Annotated in this window: 19 protein-coding genes; 14 read left to right on the top strand and 5 right to left on the bottom strand. The window is 36.0% G+C overall.

Translation table 11 applies throughout. The features are described from left to right. The first annotated feature begins 14 nt into the window (after nucleotides 1–14). On the top strand, nucleotides 15–491 hold the full coding sequence (locus ABH960_RS11480; RefSeq protein WP_002014948.1) for a ribbon-helix-helix domain-containing protein: 477 nt from the start codon (nucleotides 15–17) through the stop codon (nucleotides 489–491). 49 nt (nucleotides 492–540) lie between these two features. Here the strand turns inward: ABH960_RS11480 and ABH960_RS11475 are convergent, their stop codons facing one another. Together ABH960_RS11475 and ABH960_RS11470 are read right to left on the bottom strand one after the other, a co-directional pair. Further along, nucleotides 541–858 carry a ferritin-like domain-containing protein gene (locus ABH960_RS11475; RefSeq protein WP_404445187.1) on the bottom strand — a complete coding sequence of 106 codons (318 nt, stop codon included), beginning with the start codon at nucleotides 856–858 and terminating at the stop codon, nucleotides 541–543. Between the two features lie 171 nt (nucleotides 859–1029). After that, nucleotides 1030–2619 (bottom strand): bifunctional metallophosphatase/5'-nucleotidase, encoded by a 1590-nt coding sequence (locus ABH960_RS11470; RefSeq protein ID WP_113937127.1) that lies wholly within the window; start codon nucleotides 2617–2619, stop codon nucleotides 1030–1032. A 200-nt stretch (nucleotides 2620–2819) separates the two neighbouring features. On the opposite strand from ABH960_RS11470, the gene ABH960_RS11465 reads away from it, so the two are divergent. The 3 genes from ABH960_RS11465 (at nucleotide 2820) to ABH960_RS11455 (ending at nucleotide 4633) form a co-directional block, all read left to right on the top strand. Further along, entirely contained in the window at nucleotides 2820–3083 is a 264-nt protein-coding gene (locus ABH960_RS11465) for a YqkE family protein (protein ID WP_002014945.1), read from the top strand. 68 nt (nucleotides 3084–3151) lie between these two features. Next, nucleotides 3152–3676 carry a GrpB family protein gene (locus tag ABH960_RS11460; RefSeq protein WP_002165106.1) on the top strand — a complete coding sequence of 175 codons (525 nt, stop codon included), beginning with the start codon at nucleotides 3152–3154 and terminating at the stop codon, nucleotides 3674–3676. 129 nt (nucleotides 3677–3805) lie between these two features. Beyond that, on the top strand, nucleotides 3806–4633 hold the full coding sequence (locus ABH960_RS11455; protein WP_404445182.1) for an aldo/keto reductase: 828 nt from the start codon (nucleotides 3806–3808) through the stop codon (nucleotides 4631–4633). 58 nt (nucleotides 4634–4691) lie between these two features. Here the strand turns inward: ABH960_RS11455 and ABH960_RS11450 are convergent, their stop codons facing one another. Then, nucleotides 4692–5606 carry an aldo/keto reductase gene (locus ABH960_RS11450; RefSeq protein WP_002088476.1) on the bottom strand — a complete coding sequence of 305 codons (915 nt, stop codon included), beginning with the start codon at nucleotides 5604–5606 and terminating at the stop codon, nucleotides 4692–4694. A 53-nt stretch (nucleotides 5607–5659) separates the two neighbouring features. Next, nucleotides 5660–5788, bottom strand: coding sequence for a Z-ring formation inhibitor MciZ (mciZ, locus tag ABH960_RS11445; RefSeq protein ID WP_000870295.1), 129 nt, complete (start codon nucleotides 5786–5788; stop codon nucleotides 5660–5662). A 74-nt stretch (nucleotides 5789–5862) separates the two neighbouring features. Between mciZ and ABH960_RS11440 the strand changes: the two genes are divergently transcribed. Next, complete coding sequence (locus tag ABH960_RS11440; protein WP_002014941.1) at nucleotides 5863–6402, top strand: NUDIX domain-containing protein; 540 nt, start codon at nucleotides 5863–5865, stop codon at nucleotides 6400–6402. Between the two features lie 23 nt (nucleotides 6403–6425). Here ABH960_RS11440 and ABH960_RS11435 read toward each other — a convergent pair whose 3' ends face one another. Next, nucleotides 6426–6977 carry a GNAT family N-acetyltransferase gene (locus ABH960_RS11435; RefSeq protein WP_002033881.1) on the bottom strand — a complete coding sequence of 184 codons (552 nt, stop codon included), beginning with the start codon at nucleotides 6975–6977 and terminating at the stop codon, nucleotides 6426–6428. A gap of 126 nt (nucleotides 6978–7103) precedes the next feature. Here ABH960_RS11435 and spoIIM point away from each other — a divergent pair, with 126 nt between their 5' ends. The 9 genes from spoIIM to corA all read left to right on the top strand — a co-directional run bounded on the left by spoIIM (nucleotide 7104) and on the right by corA (nucleotide 15284). Further along, the gene (gene spoIIM, locus ABH960_RS11430; protein WP_002014939.1) at nucleotides 7104–7751 is read left to right on the top strand and encodes a stage II sporulation protein M; all 648 of its coding nucleotides are present in this window, start codon (nucleotides 7104–7106) and stop codon (nucleotides 7749–7751) included. Nucleotides 7752–7857: 106 nt separating this feature from the next. Next, the gene (fur, locus tag ABH960_RS11425) at nucleotides 7858–8313 is read left to right on the top strand and encodes a ferric iron uptake transcriptional regulator (RefSeq protein WP_000392654.1); all 456 of its coding nucleotides are present in this window, start codon (nucleotides 7858–7860) and stop codon (nucleotides 8311–8313) included. A 103-nt stretch (nucleotides 8314–8416) separates the two neighbouring features. Further along, nucleotides 8417–8647, top strand: a complete 231-nt coding sequence (locus tag ABH960_RS11420; protein WP_002165108.1) for a YqzK family protein — start codon at nucleotides 8417–8419, stop codon at nucleotides 8645–8647. A 6-nt stretch (nucleotides 8648–8653) separates the two neighbouring features. Continuing rightward, the gene (gene xerD / locus ABH960_RS11415; RefSeq protein ID WP_002067028.1) at nucleotides 8654–9544 is read left to right on the top strand and encodes a site-specific tyrosine recombinase XerD; all 891 of its coding nucleotides are present in this window, start codon (nucleotides 8654–8656) and stop codon (nucleotides 9542–9544) included. 140 nt (nucleotides 9545–9684) lie between these two features. Further along, complete coding sequence (locus ABH960_RS11410; RefSeq protein ID WP_404445173.1) at nucleotides 9685–10416, top strand: FixH family protein; 732 nt, start codon at nucleotides 9685–9687, stop codon at nucleotides 10414–10416. A gap of 364 nt (nucleotides 10417–10780) precedes the next feature. Further along, nucleotides 10781–11965, top strand: a complete 1185-nt coding sequence (gene deoB, locus ABH960_RS11405) for a phosphopentomutase (RefSeq protein ID WP_002014935.1) — start codon at nucleotides 10781–10783, stop codon at nucleotides 11963–11965. 12 nt (nucleotides 11966–11977) lie between these two features. Beyond that, nucleotides 11978–12799, top strand: a complete 822-nt coding sequence (locus tag ABH960_RS11400) for a purine-nucleoside phosphorylase (RefSeq protein WP_404445169.1) — start codon at nucleotides 11978–11980, stop codon at nucleotides 12797–12799. A gap of 7 nt (nucleotides 12800–12806) precedes the next feature. Beyond that, nucleotides 12807–14111: a pyrimidine-nucleoside phosphorylase gene (locus ABH960_RS11395; RefSeq protein WP_002067030.1), complete on the top strand. Its 1305-nt coding sequence runs from the start codon at nucleotides 12807–12809 to the stop codon at nucleotides 14109–14111. A 210-nt stretch (nucleotides 14112–14321) separates the two neighbouring features. Next, nucleotides 14322–15284, top strand: a complete 963-nt coding sequence (corA, locus tag ABH960_RS11390; protein ID WP_002067031.1) for a magnesium/cobalt transporter CorA — start codon at nucleotides 14322–14324, stop codon at nucleotides 15282–15284. The last annotated feature ends 112 nt before the right edge of the window (nucleotides 15285–15396 follow it).

Genomic DNA, 15396 nt, shown 5'->3' with positions numbered 1-15396 from the left:
AGAGGAGGGAGAATGTGACGATTGGAGAAATTATTGATTCTTTAAATAGACGCGAATCAATCGCTATTATAGCGAAACGGCTTGAAATGAGCCCATATACATTATCAAAGAAATTAAGGGTGATTGGATATGAATATGATGGAGAGCAGAAAAAACGTATCTTTATAGGTGATGGTGAAGAGCCACGTCATTTGCAAATCCAAGAAGCTACTGCCCTTCAATATGCAAAAACAGACTATCAATTACTAATTTATGAACAATTACAAAGCATTTATGAATTGCTAAGAAAAAGAGAAGAAGTAAGTGTTCAAATTATAAGTAAGAGCACAGAGAAAAAGAAACGAACCTTTTCGATTAATATAGAAGTATTAGCAAGACTAGATGTTATATCGGAATCAAAAGGGATTCAAAAGTCTAAAATTGTAGAAGAAGCACTACAGGAATTTTTGCAACGGTATGATGTTAATCATGAAACGTATCCAGAGAAATAAAAGAAAGGATACTATGTTCCATATAAGAGCGTGTATCCTTTCTTTTATTTCATTTTTTATTTTGTTTCGAAAAGTAATATAGGAACCAAACGGCATGATTTTGTTCATCAGCTGCTGCGCGCCGAAATGTTTCTTTCACTTGTTGATTTGTCGTTTCGTCAGCAATTTCTAAGTAAAAATCAACTGTTCGTTGCTCATCTTGCCGAATTTCAAGGATTTGAGTTCGTTCATTTATGTCTGGAGCTAAAGTAGCTAATCTAGCATGAAAATGAATGGCGCTATATTCTCCATTAATTGCTTTCTCAATACTACGAATGTGTTTGTCGTTTTTTCGATACAATGTATCGTCATTGTTTGATGAAAACACATACAAATCTTCCCATTATAGTTTTCTATATACTACGAAGAAACAAGGGGCTATGTGCGTATCCTTTACTGCACTAGAAGAATGACAATACGTATGACTCTAAAAGAAGAAGCTCCTTGCATATAAAAGGAGCTTCTTCTTTCGAGTGTCACGCACTAGTTTGAATAGTATTTAATTGTTTTTTTGAATACGTCCATCAATAATCGGCTGAATTGGTTCTTTCACTTGTTTTACATAATCGACTAATGCTTCAAAATCGTTTGGACCAGTTTCAGCATTTTTTCCATTTTTAAAGGATACGAATCCATCACCGCCAGAAGCTAGGAAAGCATTTGCAACTACGCTATACGTTTTAGAGGGAACTAATTCTTCACCATTTGTTAAACGGATATTCGTAACCTTTTCGTTATTTGGTTTATTTGCATCCCAAGTGTATTGAATACCTGAAATTTGAAGCATTCTCGTTGCTCCTTTTTGCCATTGTTGATTTAAAATATCACGAATATCTTGACCTGTTAGATCTACTTTAATTAATTGGTTTCCGAAAGGCTGAATGCCGTATAATTCGCCCCATGTAATATCTCCAGCGTCTAGATCATTACGAATTCCACCAGGATTCATAAGAGCGATTTGTGTTTGCATAGTTTGGCGCTGGGCATCCGCAACTAAATTTCCAAGTGTAGATTCACCAGCATCGTTTTGTTTACGGTCGATAGGTGCTGTAGATTTTCCGACTACTTCATTTACAAGAGGTGCGATTTTTTCTTTATATTGATCTAACTTTTGTTTTACTTGTTTATCAGGCTCTACACCTTCATGGTACGTTGTAATAACTTCAGCTTTTTTCTTCACAATATCTTTTGTTTTTCTATCAATCGTTACATCTACATCAGAGAAAGCCATCCCGTAAGAGTTCGCTTGCACGATAAGTTTATTATTTACAGTACCATTTACATACGTATGACTATGTCCGCCGAAAATAACATCGACTTCTGGATCTGTTTCATTTGCAATTCGAGTGAGGTCTCCATTTGTTACACCAGACTCATCAGTTGTTCCGCCGACATGTGCAAGGACTACGATAGATTTAACGCCGAGACGTTTTAATTGTTGTGTGGATTTATTAATAGCCTCTACTTCATCAGTGATTTCTACATTTTTAAGCATAGTAGGCATAACGACATTCGGTGTATCCGTTGTAACAACTCCAATGAACCCTACAGGAACTCCGTCAACCATTTTTACAGTGAATGGTGGTAAAAATAAGCGGCCAGTTGATTTATTATAGAAGTTTGCAGCGACATAAGGGAAGTTTGCTCCTTTGAAATTCCCTGTTTTTTCGTGATATCCACCGTAAATGAGGCGTTTCATTTCATCGATACCTTCATCAAATTCATGGTTTCCGATTGTACCAACATCAAACTTTAAGTCATTTAAAAATTCAATTGTTGGTTCGTCTTGTAATAATGCGGAAACTGGTGGGCTGGCTCCGACAATATCACCGGCATGTACGAGAAGTGTATTAGGGTTTTGTTTTTTACGTTCTTTTAAATAAGTAGCTAAATAATCAGCGCCACCAGCTTCTTTATTGTTAACTTTTTTTACAGTATCTAGTTGACCATGTAAATCATTAATACCAAGCATTTGTACGTCTATGTATCGGTTTTGTTCGGCAGGAGTCTGAGATGGAGGAGCGGCGAATACGCTTGAAAAAGTAATAGTACTTAAAACAGCAACAGCAGGAATAATTTTTTTCCACATAATTAATTTCTCCTTTTTTTATAATCTGACATCATACGACATAATTTTAATAGATTACTAGGATTATATCCATATAAAATTTAGTTTTTTCGAAAAATTAACATATTTACAAAAGATAAATAATAGAGTAGGGAACCTTTTTTATTGTCGATTTCGCCGTGTATCCTCTATAATGGAGAAAAAAGTAAAAGGTGAATAGTATGAAGAAAAAGAAGCAAAGACAAACACAAAGACACTCTCAAATGAATCAACCAGAGAAAGAATCACTTACACTAGGTGATCAATTGAACGATTCGTTAATGCAACAATTAAAGAATAAGAAAAAAGAGTTGCAAGTGAGAGAAGAGAAAAAAGAGGCAGCAGAACAAGAAAGAAAGCGTAAAGAACAAAAAGAACGTGAAAAGAATAAATCATTTGAAGAACTGTTAAGTGAAAGTAGCCTTACTTGGAAAGACTTTAAATAATAAAAAGATGATCAGTGAAATGCCACTGATCATTTTTTTGACGAGTTTGTAAGAAAAGGGGAGTTAGAATGAGGAAAATTGTAGTCGTTCCGTATGAAAATCATTGGAGTGAGAAATTTCAAATGGAGGCCGAAAGATTAAAATCGGCGATGCCAGAAACGGTAAAAATCCATCATATTGGAAGTACGTCAGTGCCAGGACTAGCAGCTAAACCTATTATTGATATGATCATGGAAGTAGAAAGTATCGACAGAGTAGATCATTGGAATGAACGATTTAAAGAGCTTGGTTACATCGTGAAAGGGGAAAATGGTATTTCAGGTCGTCGTTTTTTTATTCATGGAACTGAGGAAAAACGCTCGTATCACTTACACGTATTTGAAAAAGGAAACCCTGAGATAGTAAGGCATTTAGCATTTCGTGATTATATGATGGCTCATTGTGAAGAAGCAGAAGCGTATGCGACTTTAAAGAAAGAACTAGCTGAAAAATATACATATGATGGCACGTTGTATACAGAAGGAAAAAATGAATTTGTACGTAATGTTGATGAAAAAGCGAAGAAATGGATAGAAAGTAACGTGAACGACTGAGTTCATGTTATTTTCTAAAGGGGTATAAAATTATTATGTAAACTGTACGTATGTTTTGACATTTTGAATAAATCTTGTTGAAATAAAGTAGTGGTTTATAAAAATGTAACAATGAAAGGGAGAACGACTGTGCATATTCCAACAACTACACTTCATAATGGCGTGAAAATGCCGATGATTGGTCTAGGCGTTTATAAAGCGAAAGAAGGCGACGAAGTTAAACAAGCAGTAAAAACAGCGTTAGAAGTTGGATACCGTTCGATTGATACAGCAACTGTATATGAAAATGAAAGCGGTGTCGGAGAAGCGGTTCATGAATCTGGAATCCCGCGAGAAGACTTGTTTATTACAACAAAAGTTTGGAACGACGATCAAGGGTACGAGGAGACGCTCGAGGCGTTTGAAAAAAGTTTAAAGAAATTACAAATGGAGTATGTAGATTTATATTTAATCCATTGGCCGATAAGAGGGAAGTATGTTGATACGTACCGTGCTTTAGAAAAGCTATATGAAGAAGGTAAAGTGCGCGCGATTGGTGTTTCTAATTTTCATAAACATCATTTAGAACTGTTATTACCAAATTGCAAAGTGAAGCCGATGGTAAATCAAGTTGAACTTCATCCAATGTTAGCGCAATTTGAATTGCGTGATTTCTGTCAAGGTGAGCAAATTCAGATGGAAGCGTGGAGTCCTTTAATGAGAGGCGGCGAAGTATTCCAGCATCCAATTATTCAGGCTATTTCTAAAAAATATGAAAAGTCACCTGCACAAGTTATATTAAGGTGGGATATTCAAAGTGGGATTGTGACTATTCCTAAATCTGTTACGCCATCTCGTATTAAAGAGAACTTTACTATTTTTGATTTCTCATTAACTGAAGAAGAGATGGATCAAATTAATACGTTAAATCGTAATTTACATGTAGGAACGAATCCTGATAAATATGATACGTTATAAAAAAAGACTGCCGCCTAGTGTTGGGAGGCAGTCTTTTGCTTTTATCGGTATCAATATTTTAGCGATGCAAAGCATATGAATCATACTTAACAATCTTTTGAAGTTGTACATATTCTTCTTTTGTTAAAGATAACTGTTGGCTAGCTTGTATATTTTCTTGCAATTGTTGAATAGAGCTTGCACCAGGTATAACAGCTGCAACAGTTTCGTTATGTAAGCAATATTGAATAGCTGTTCCTGTTAAAGAGCTTTCCCCGATTATTTCTTTTACACTCGCGAGTGTCGAATATAACTCATCGTAAGAATAAGAGAGGTAATCTTTTTCTTTTACTCTTTCTATCTTTCTTGCATTATTGTTAGTTAAAATCCCTTTCGCAAGTGGTCCGCGAGCAATAACGCTAATTTGCTGTTCATTAAGAAGCGGGAACCATTCTTCAGGGCGACGATTTAAAAGGCTGTATTCCATTAATATGCTAACGATATTTGATCGTTTTGCATACTCACGAATGACATTTGGACGTATAGAAGAGATACCATAATGACGAATAATCCCTTCTTTTTTTAATTCTTCAAAGGCTTCAACTGTTTCATCTATAGGATCTTCAATCGTCCCGCCATGCAGTTGATATAAATCAATATAATCTGTTTGAAGTCTACGTAAACTCTCTTTTACTTCGGCCTTTATATAAGCTTTAGAAGGATCCCAAGACCAACCGTTTTTTTCTTCTGTCCATCGATTTCCAACCTTTGTTGTAAGAACAATTTGGTCGCGTTTTCCTTTCAGAGCTTTTCCAACAAATTCTTCATTTAATCCATAATCGTATAAGTCCGCTGTATCAAAAAAATTAATTCCTAAATCGATTGCCTCATCGATAATACGCATAGCTTCAGCCTCAGATGCACCGAGAGACATACAGCCAAATCCAATTTCCGTAACATATAAATCTGAGTTTCCTAATTGACGTTTTTTCATAGGTCAACCTCCTTACCTTTATTGTACGAAAGGGGAAGGAGGTTGACAAACGTTTACTTTTTATTTGCTGTAATCCACTCTTGTACAGTTGTATACTCTTTGCCATATTGTTTTAGCTTATGACGAATTTGCCATGCTTTGCCGACTAAAGTGACGCGATTTGGTAAAATGTAAACTTTCATTTCTATCACGCTCCTTTCAATGTGGTAAAATGTATGAAGAACGATTAGGAAATAGAACAGGGAGATGAAGTAGTATGAGTAATCTTGCAGAAAGAACAGTAAAAACTGAACCGATTTTTGATGGTAGGGTTATAAAAGTTCGTGTTGATGATGTAGTATTACCAAATGGAGAAATGAGTAAACGTGAAATCGTAAATCACCCTGGGGCAGTTGCTATTATTGCTATTACTGATGAGGGGAAAATTGTACTCGTTGAGCAGTATCGTAAAGCTCTCGAAAAGGCAATTGTGGAAATTCCTGCTGGGAAGTTAGAACCTGGGGAAAAGCCAGAGGTAACAGCAGTTCGTGAATTAGAAGAAGAAACAGGATATGTATGTGAAAATATGGAGCTTATTACATCTTTCTATACATCACCTGGTTTTGCAGATGAAATTTTATATGTATATAAAGCGACAGGATTAAAACAAAAAGAAAATAAAGCAGCTTTAGATGAAGATGAATTTGTGGAATTAATGGAAGTGTCATTAGAAGAAGCGATTGATCTTATGAAAGACCTTCGCATACATGATGCTAAGACGATGTTTGCAGTACAATATTTACAATTACAAAAATAAACACTCGCCTAAGGCGAGTGTTTTTAGTTGATTTTTGCATATACACGTGCATCGCGTAAGCTGCCATCGGGTGCTAGGAAATCATTTTCCATTGTACCTTCTAAAATAAATTCTAGACGTTCTGCTAAGTTACATGCGTTTATATTTGTTGCATCAGTACGAATTTCAATTCTTCTAGCACCTAGTTTATCAAATGCAAATTGAATCGCACCTTTAATGGCTTCTGTCATATAGCCATGCTTTGTATAAGCGCTATGTAGCCAAAAGTGAAGTGAAAACTTTGGAATATCCCAGTTTTCAGGCTTGAGCGTAATAGCTCCGATGAATGTACCAGATACTTTATCGTATAAGTGGAAATCAAGTGTTTCACGAAGTAAAAACTGTCCGTGAGCTTCGCGAACAATTTCTTCAGCACGTTCTTCTGTTTCAGCAGTAATTGGCATCCATGGTAATAAGTCTTCTAGCGAAGCTTGGATTGCTTCATATACTTCTGTTCCATCACCTGGAAACGGCTTACGTACTTGCAAGCGCTCAGTTTGAAATAATGTTGGAAAATCTAATAATAATGGTTTCAAGAGAAATCCCTCCTATTCTCTACTTTTTAGTTTAGCAAAGTAGAGCGGAATTTCAATGCTAATTCGTCATACTTTTTTTCTTTCTTTCATACATTTTTAGTAAGAGTGTGAACGGAGGGAAGGAAAATGTGGCGAAAAACGTGGCAAGACCGTGTAATGTCTCACATACAGGAAAATTCTTCACTATATATATTTAATGCGGTTTTATTACTGATGGGAGTAATATTTGGAGCGATTCTTGTGAATAGTTTGCAAATAAACCAAAAGCAAGATTTATCATTTTATTTACAGCGTTTTTTTGGACAAGTTTCTAAAGGAGAATTTGCTGTCGCAGGCGAAATGTTTCGAGAAAGTTACTTTTCGCAATTAAAATATATCGGCTTTATTTGGATTTTGGGGATTTCAATTATTGGGTTGCCGCTCATTTTTATCTTACTATTTTTAAAAGGGGTAGTTGTTGGATTTACAGTAGGTTTTTTAGTAAGTCAGCACGGATGGAATGGACTATTATTAGCATTTGTATCTGTATTGCCACAAAATTTAATTATAATTCCTGTATTTCTCGTAATGACAACAATTGCTGCAAGCTTTTCCTTGAGAATGATTAGGCATCAATTTATTCGGAAAATAACTGAGCCACTATTACCGTTATTAATTCGCTATACATGCTTTTTTCTCGTGATTGGAGCGGTATTAGCTATTGCTTCCAGTGTCGAAGTGTATGCATCACCAGTTTTAATGAAAGAAGTTGTGGAGGCTATTAACAAACAATAAATACTTTTTGAGAATAATTATCAATTTGTTTTTATTGTTTTTCTTTTGACAGGAGCCCTTCTTCTGATATAATGGTGTAAGAGTGGCGAGGAGGGAGTAGTACCGAATGGAAGAAAGAATTGAACGAATTAAGAAGCAATTACATGCAGCGAGCTATAAATTGACACCACAACGTGAAGCAACAGTTCGTGTGCTGCTAGAAAATGAAGAAGATCATTTAAGCGCAGAAGATGTATACCTCCTTGTAAAAGAAAAGTCGCCAGAGATCGGATTAGCAACCGTTTATCGAACTTTAGAGTTATTGTCTGAGTTGAAAGTTGTCGATAAAATTAACTTTGGAGACGGTGTTTCGCGTTATGACTTACGCCAAGAAGGTGCACAGCGTTTCCATCATCATTTAATCTGTACACAATGCGGTGCTGTACAAGAAATACAAGAAGATTTACTTGGTGAAGTGGAGAATAAAGTGGAACGAGACTGGAGCTTTAAGGTGAAAGATCATCGTTTAACATTCCATGGGATTTGTAAAAATTGTCAAGAAAATGAAACGGATGAAAAATAACCTTTTCCTATTTAACTAGGAAGAGGTTTTTTATTTGAATAAGGTATAAATTGGTGAAAGCTTGGCATATGTTGTAATAACTTATATTTTGGAGGAATTTACAATGCGCCGAGCTTTAAAATTAACTTTTGATGGGATGAAAGTATTTTTATTATTTACAAGTTGTACGATTTTGTTTTATTTCGCTATACTATGGATAAATCAAGAATATGAAAGTTACCATCGTTATGAAAAGCCAAAAGAAGAGACTGTAGAAAAAGTATCAGGGAATGAGGAGCCGGAAAAGGATGCTTTCGTAAATAGAATGATGTTTTTCTATGAAAATGGGGAGTAGTGTAGATTGGAAGATCAATTAAAAGATTTTATTCATTATATGATTGTTGAAAAAGGTTTAGCGAAAAATACAGTTGTATCTTATGAACGCGATTTAAAAAGCTATGTGAAGTATTTGCAAAATGTAGAACAAACGAAGACGTTTCATGAAGTGACACGCTTGCATATTGTTAACTTTTTGCAGCATTTAAAAGAAAACGGGAAATCTTCAAAAACATTGGCGCGTCATATTGCATCGATTCGTTCGTTTCATCAATTTTTACTTCGTGAACGAGCAGTGGAGCATGACCCATCGGTACATATTGAAACGCCACAAGGGGAACGAAAATTACCAAAAGTATTATCAATCGACGAAGTGGAAGCATTGCTTCAAACACCGAAAACGGCAAGTGCTTTTGGGATTCGTGATAAGGCAATGTTAGAGTTGTTGTATGCAACAGGACTTCGTGTTTCAGAATTAATTGCATTAAATTTAGAAGATGTGCACTTAACGATGGGATTTGTTCGCTGTATCGGGAAAGGGAACAAAGAAAGAATTATTCCACTAGGAAGCTTAGCGACAGAAGCGATTCAAAAGTATATTGAAAAAGGAAGAAGAGAATTGATGGGTAAAAAAGCAGTAGATGCGCTCTTTTTAAACCATCATGGTAATCGATTATCGAGGCAGGGATTTTGGAAAATTTTAAAACGGCTAGCGAAAGAAGCGAATATTGCAAAAGAGCTTACACCGCATACGTTGCGTCACTCTTTTGCTACGCACCTATTAGAAAATGGGGCAGACTTACGTGCTGTACAGGAAATGCTTGGACATGCAGATATTTCGACGACACAAATTTATACGCACGTTTCAAAAACTAGATTAAAAGATGTATATAAACAGTTTCACCCGAGAGCATAGTCACTATGCTCTTTTTTCATAGATTAAGAAGAGTGAACCATTTCACAGAAACTTCACAAACATTTCGTACATTGTTTTCAGCAGAAGACTAGAATATTACAATGTATTTCCTCTATACTAAGGAAAGTATGAAGGAGGAAATGAAGATGAAAAAACTTATTATTACATTATTTATCGCGATGCTAGCATTGGCTGGCTGTAATACAAACAAAGAAGAACCGAAAAAAGAACAGAAACTTGAAGCTATAAAAGTAGCGGTTCAAACGAATCCGAAAGAAATTAAACCTGGTGAAAAAACAGAAGTACAAGCACTTGTTACACAAGGAAAAGAAAGAGTAACGGATGCTGATGACGTAAAGTTTGAGATTTGGAAAGATGGCGACGAGAAACACGAGATGTTAGATGGTAAGCATAAAGGAAAAGGTGTTTATGCAGTAGAGAAAACATTTGAAACTGATGGAGTATATCATATTATTCCTCATACAAATGCACGTGAAATGCATGTTATGCCAGAAACAAAAGTCGCTGTAGGAAATGCAAAAGTAGAAGATGCGAAAAAAGAAGAAGGTCATGGGGATCATAAAAGTGATACGATGATACATCTTATGGCTGGTGATATTAAAGCAAATGCTGAATCAACAATGAAAGTTCATTTGAAGCAAAAAGAAGAAGCGTTAACTGGTGCTGAAGTACAACTTGAGATTTGGAAAGATGGTGTTGAAAAGCACGAATTTATTCCAGCGAAAGAAGGAAATAAAGGAGAGTATGAAACGAAACATACTTTCAAAGAAAACGGTGCTTACAAAGTGAAAGTTCATGTTAAAAAAGGTGAACTACATGAACATAAAGAAGAAACAGTAGAAGTAAAATAAAAAGTAGCTCTTTAGAGCTGCTTTTTATTTTTATATTAGGAAATATGTTATAAAATGATTAGCACTTCTTTGCAGAATGGATTACAATAGAAGGGTAAAGAAAATGAGGAATTCTACGAAAATGTATTAAAAAGAAAGCGTAAACATGTTATGATATCAATATCAGATGTCTGACATCTGACTTGGAAAAACCTAGAAATGTTTTTTATTCGTTTGAAAGTAAAACGAAAAAGTTAGAGAATGATTTAAAGCAGTACTGTTTAATAATGAGGACGAAAGATAATTCCCATTGATAACAGTTTCACTTTATAGCGTTTTGAACATACTACAAGAAGTAGAACTGAACATATAGGAGGTTGCAGTTATGAATAAATATAAACGTATTTTCCTAGTCGTAATGGACTCTGTGGGAATCGGTGAAGCACCAGATGCTGAGCAGTTTGGTGATTTAGGTTCTGATACAATTGGTCATATCGCTGAACATATGAATGGATTACACATGCCAAACATGGTGAAATTAGGCCTTGGTAATATTCGTGAAATGAAAGGAATCTCTAAAGTAGAGAAACCGCTTGGATATTATACAAAAATGCAAGAGAAATCTACAGGTAAAGATACAATGACAGGTCACTGGGAAATCATGGGCCTTTACATTGATACACCATTCCAAGTGTTTCCTGAAGGATTCCCGAAAGAATTACTTGATGAATTAGAAGAAAAGACAGGTCGTAAAATTATCGGTAATAAACCAGCTTCTGGAACTGAGGTACTTGTTGAGCTTGGTCAAGAACAAATGGAAACAGGTTCTTTAATTGTTTACACTTCTGCTGATAGTGTATTACAGATCGCAGCTCATGAAGAAGTAGTACCACTTGAAGAGCTATATAAAATTTGTAAAATCGCACGTGAATTAACATTAGATGAGAAGTACATGGTAGGGCGTGTTATTGCTCGTCCGTTCGTTGGAGAGCCAGGAAACTTCACACGTACACCAAATCGTCATGACTATGCGTTAAAACCATTTGGTCGCACAGTAATGAATGAACTTAAAGATAGCGATTATGATGTAATTGCTATTGGTAAAATTGCTGACATTTATGATGGAGAAGGTGTAACTGAATCACTTCGTACGAAATCAAATATGGATGGAATGGACAAGCTTGTAGATACATTAAATATGGACTTTACAGGTATTAGCTTCTTAAACTTAGTTGACTTTGATGCCTTATTTGGTCATCGTCGTGACCCACAAGGGTACGGAGAAGCTCTACAAGAATATGACGCACGTCTTCCAGAAGTATTCGAAAAACTAAAAGAAGATGATCTATTATTAATTACAGCAGACCATGGTAATGATCCAGTACATCCTGGTACTGATCATACACGTGAATATGTACCGTTATTAGCATATAGCCCAAGCATGAAAGAAGGCGGACAAGAGTTATCACTTCGTCAAACATTTGCTGATATTGGTGCAACTGTAGCAGAAAACTTTAATGTTAAAATGCCAGAACATGGAACAAGCTTCTTAAACGAGCTAAAGAAATAGGGGGATAAACAGATGAATCGTGAACTAATTACAAAATCAACTTCATACTTAAAAGAGAAATTTCAAGAGACACCACAAGTAGGACTAATCCTTGGATCTGGACTAGGTGTATTAGCAGATGAAATCGAGAACGCAGTAGCAGTACCATACAGTGAAATCCCTGAATTCCCGGTTTCAACTGTAGAAGGACATGCAGGTCAACTTGTATTCGGTACACTTCAAGGTGTAACAGTAGTAGCAATGCAAGGACGTTTCCATTTCTACGAAGGATACGATATGCAAAAAGTAACATTCCCAGTTCGTGTTATGAAAGAACTAGGTGTAGAAACAGTTGTTGTAACGAACGCAGCTGGTGGTGTAAATACATCATTTGAACCAGGCGATCTTATGTTAATTTCAGACCATATTAACTTCATGGGTACGAACCCATTAATCGGACCAAATGATTCTGAAATGGGTGTACGTTTCCCTGATATGTCTACATCATATACGCCAGAACTTCGCGAAATGGCGAAACAAGTTGCAGTAGATTTAAATATTAAAGTACAAGAAGGTGTATATGTTGGAATGACAGGTCCTGTATATGAAACACCTGCTGAAATTCGTATGCTTCGTACACTTGGCGGAGATGCAGTTGGTATGTCAACAGTACCAGAAGTAATTGTAGCTCGTCATGCAGGTATGAAAGTACTAGGTATTTCTTGTATTTCAAATATGGCAGCTGGTATTTTAGATCAACCACTTCACCACGATGAAGTAATTGAAACGACAGAACGTGTTAAAGCTAATTTCTTAGCATTAGTAAAAGCAATTGTAAAACAAATGAAGGGGTGACTTCACAATGAGAATGGTGGACCTAATTGCAAAAAAACGTGATGGACATGCATTAACGACAGAAGAAATTAACTTTATCGTTGAAGGATACACAAATGGTAGTATTCCAGATTATCAAATGAGTTCACTTGCAATGGCAATTTTCTTCCAAGATATGAATGATCAAGAACGTGCAGATTTAACGATGGCAATGGTAAATAGCGGTGATACAATTGACTTATCAGCCATTGAAGGGGTAAAAGTAGATAAGCATTCAACGGGTGGAGTTGGTGATACAACGACACTTGTATTAGGTCCATTAGTAGCTGCTTTAGGTGTACCAGTTGCGAAAATGTCTGGACGAGGTCTAGGACATACGGGTGGTACAATTGATAAATTAGAAGCAGTACCAGGATTCCATGTGGAAATTGAAAATGATGAATTCATGCGTCTTGTAAATGAAAATAAAATCGCTGTTATTGGTCAAAGTGGAAACTTAACACCTGCTGATAAAAAGTTATATGCGCTTCGTGATGTAACTGCAACAGTAAATTCAATTCCTCTTATCGCTAGCTCAATTATGAGTAAGAAAATTGCTGCTGGTGCAGATGCAATTGTTCTTGATGTAAAAACTGGAGCAGGCGCGTTTATGAAAACGGATGAAGATGCAAAGCGTTTAGCAGAAGCAATGGTACGCATCGGTAATAACGTTGGTCGTAATACGATGGCGGTTATTTCTGATATGAGTCAGCCGCTTGGTGAAGCAATTGGTAATGCATTAGAAGTACAAGAAGCAATTGATACATTACAAGGTAAGGGACCGAAAGATTTAGAAGAGTTATGTTTAACACTTGGAAGTCAGATGGTGTACCTTGCTGGACAAGCTTCATCTTTAGAAGATGCACGTGAAAAGTTAATTGAAGTAATGAACAATGGTAAAGCGCTAGAATCATTTAAAACGTTCTTATCCGCGCAAGGCGGCGATGCATCTGTTGTTGATGATCCTTCTAAATTGCCACAAGCACAATTTAAAATTGAAGTGGAAGCGAAAGAAGACGGTTACGTATCGGAAATCGTTGCAGATGAAATCGGAACAGCAGCAATGCTTTTAGGAGCAGGGCGTGCAACGAAAGAGTCTGAAATTGATTTAGCAGTTGGTCTAATGCTTCGCAAAAAAGTAGGCGATAGCGTGAAAAAAGGTGACTCTCTTGTTACAATTTACGCAAACCGCGAAAATGTTGAAGACGTAAAAGCGAAAATTTATGAGAACATGAAAATCGCTAAAGATCACGTAGATGCACCAACTTTAGTACACGGTATTGTAACGAAGTAATAAAGTGAAACTTTAATCAGTGGGGGGCTTTATCCCCACTGATTATTAGCCTTCACCAATCGGGCATTTACGGGCAGCCCGACCCAGACCTAACTTCTTTGCTTTCGCTGAATTTTGAGGTAGGGGTCTTACTGCCCGCAAATAGCGGGATAAAAAAAGCTGAGGAGATTTCTCCTTGGCTTTTTTTACTATTTTTTGTTTATAATAGTAATGGGTGAAATTATGATTAGAATTTGTGCAATAACGAAAAAAAATGAAGTTTTATATGATGTTTCGCTAGAAGAAACGAAAAAAGAGAACATCATATGGTATTGGCTTGATTTATATAAGCCAACGAAAGAGGAATATACATATATTTTACAAGATCACTTCAAGTTCCATCCCCTTGCAATTGAAGATTGTGTAGAGTATGTACAGAGACCAAAGGTAGATTTTTATGATGGATATAACTTTTTAGTTCTTCATGCATTCGGAGAAGACGGATTAGAACCGCATGAAATCGATTTATTTATTAGTGATCGATATATAGTTTCTTTCCATTTCTCTCATAACAATGCGATTGAAAGAGTATGGAAAACGCTTGGTGAAAAGAAACGTATTAAGAAGAGCCCTTTGCATGTAGCACATACAATTATTGACCAAATTGTAGATGATTATTTCGCACCTGTTTATTACATTGAAGACCATTTAAATGCAATTGATGATAATTTAACGGGTGAGACAGCAGGAAGTGTGCTAGAAGAAGTATTTGATATTCGTGCAGATTTATCTAAGCTAAGGCGTACGATTATTCCGATGCGTGATTTATTGTATCGTATATTAAATTCAACACGTTTTTACGGTATAAGCGATCATGAAATTTATTTTAAAGATATACATGATCATTTGCTTAAACTGACAGAGATGATTGAAGCGAGCCGTGAATTAACAGCAGATATTCGAGATAGTTACTTTTCGTTGAATTCCCACCATATGAACAATATTATGAAAACATTAACTGTTTTCTCAACTATTTTCATGCCGTTAACATTTATTGCAGGGGTATACGGCATGAACTTTGCACATATGCCAGAGCTTGGCGGGAAGTATAGTTATTTTATTTGCTTAATTTTAATGGCATTAATTGGCGGCGGAATGATGGCTTGGTTTTATAAAAAAGGTTGGTTTAAGTAAAAAAACACCGAGGATTTTGAAGTGAACCCGAATAGTGGTACATGAAAAAAACACCTCCTGAATTCGCATACTAAGTATGCAAATTCAATGGAGGTGTTTTTCGTTTGAAGAC

The organism is Bacillus sp. RC252 (genome assembly GCF_044909215.1).
Taxonomy (GTDB): Bacteria; Bacillota; Bacilli; order Bacillales; family Bacillaceae_G; genus Bacillus_A; species Bacillus_A mycoides.
Note: the sequence above shows the minus strand (reverse complement) of the source record. Positions and strands in the feature narration are given on the sequence as shown.

Bases quoted from the DNA above. Each gene is read 5' to 3' on its own strand.
- fur (WP_000392654.1), top strand. From the start codon at position 7,858: ATGGAAGAAAGAATTGAACGAATTAAGAAGCAATTACATGCAGCGAGC.
- ABH960_RS11460 (WP_002165106.1), top strand. From the start codon at position 3,152: ATGAGGAAAATTGTAGTCGTTCCGTATGAAAATCATTGGAGTGAGAAA.
- ABH960_RS11395 (WP_002067030.1), top strand. From the start codon at position 12,807: ATGAGAATGGTGGACCTAATTGCAAAAAAACGTGATGGACATGCATTA.
- mciZ (WP_000870295.1), bottom strand. From the start codon at position 5,788: ATGAAAGTTTACATTTTACCAAATCGCGTCACTTTAGTCGGCAAAGCA.
- ABH960_RS11440 (WP_002014941.1), top strand. From the start codon at position 5,863: ATGAGTAATCTTGCAGAAAGAACAGTAAAAACTGAACCGATTTTTGAT.
- ABH960_RS11450 (WP_002088476.1), bottom strand. From the start codon at position 5,606: ATGAAAAAACGTCAATTAGGAAACTCAGATTTATATGTTACGGAAATT.
- ABH960_RS11410 (WP_404445173.1), top strand. From the start codon at position 9,685: ATGAAGATGAAAAAACTTATTATTACATTATTTATCGCGATGCTAGCA.
- ABH960_RS11470 (WP_113937127.1), bottom strand. From the start codon at position 2,619: ATGTGGAAAAAAATTATTCCTGCTGTTGCTGTTTTAAGTACTATTACT.
- ABH960_RS11465 (WP_002014945.1), top strand. From the start codon at position 2,820: ATGAAGAAAAAGAAGCAAAGACAAACACAAAGACACTCTCAAATGAAT.
- deoB (WP_002014935.1), top strand. From the start codon at position 10,781: ATGAATAAATATAAACGTATTTTCCTAGTCGTAATGGACTCTGTGGGA.
- spoIIM (WP_002014939.1), top strand. From the start codon at position 7,104: ATGTGGCGAAAAACGTGGCAAGACCGTGTAATGTCTCACATACAGGAA.
- ABH960_RS11400 (WP_404445169.1), top strand. From the start codon at position 11,978: ATGAATCGTGAACTAATTACAAAATCAACTTCATACTTAAAAGAGAAA.
- ABH960_RS11420 (WP_002165108.1), top strand. From the start codon at position 8,417: ATGCGCCGAGCTTTAAAATTAACTTTTGATGGGATGAAAGTATTTTTA.
- corA (WP_002067031.1), top strand. From the start codon at position 14,322: ATGGGTGAAATTATGATTAGAATTTGTGCAATAACGAAAAAAAATGAA.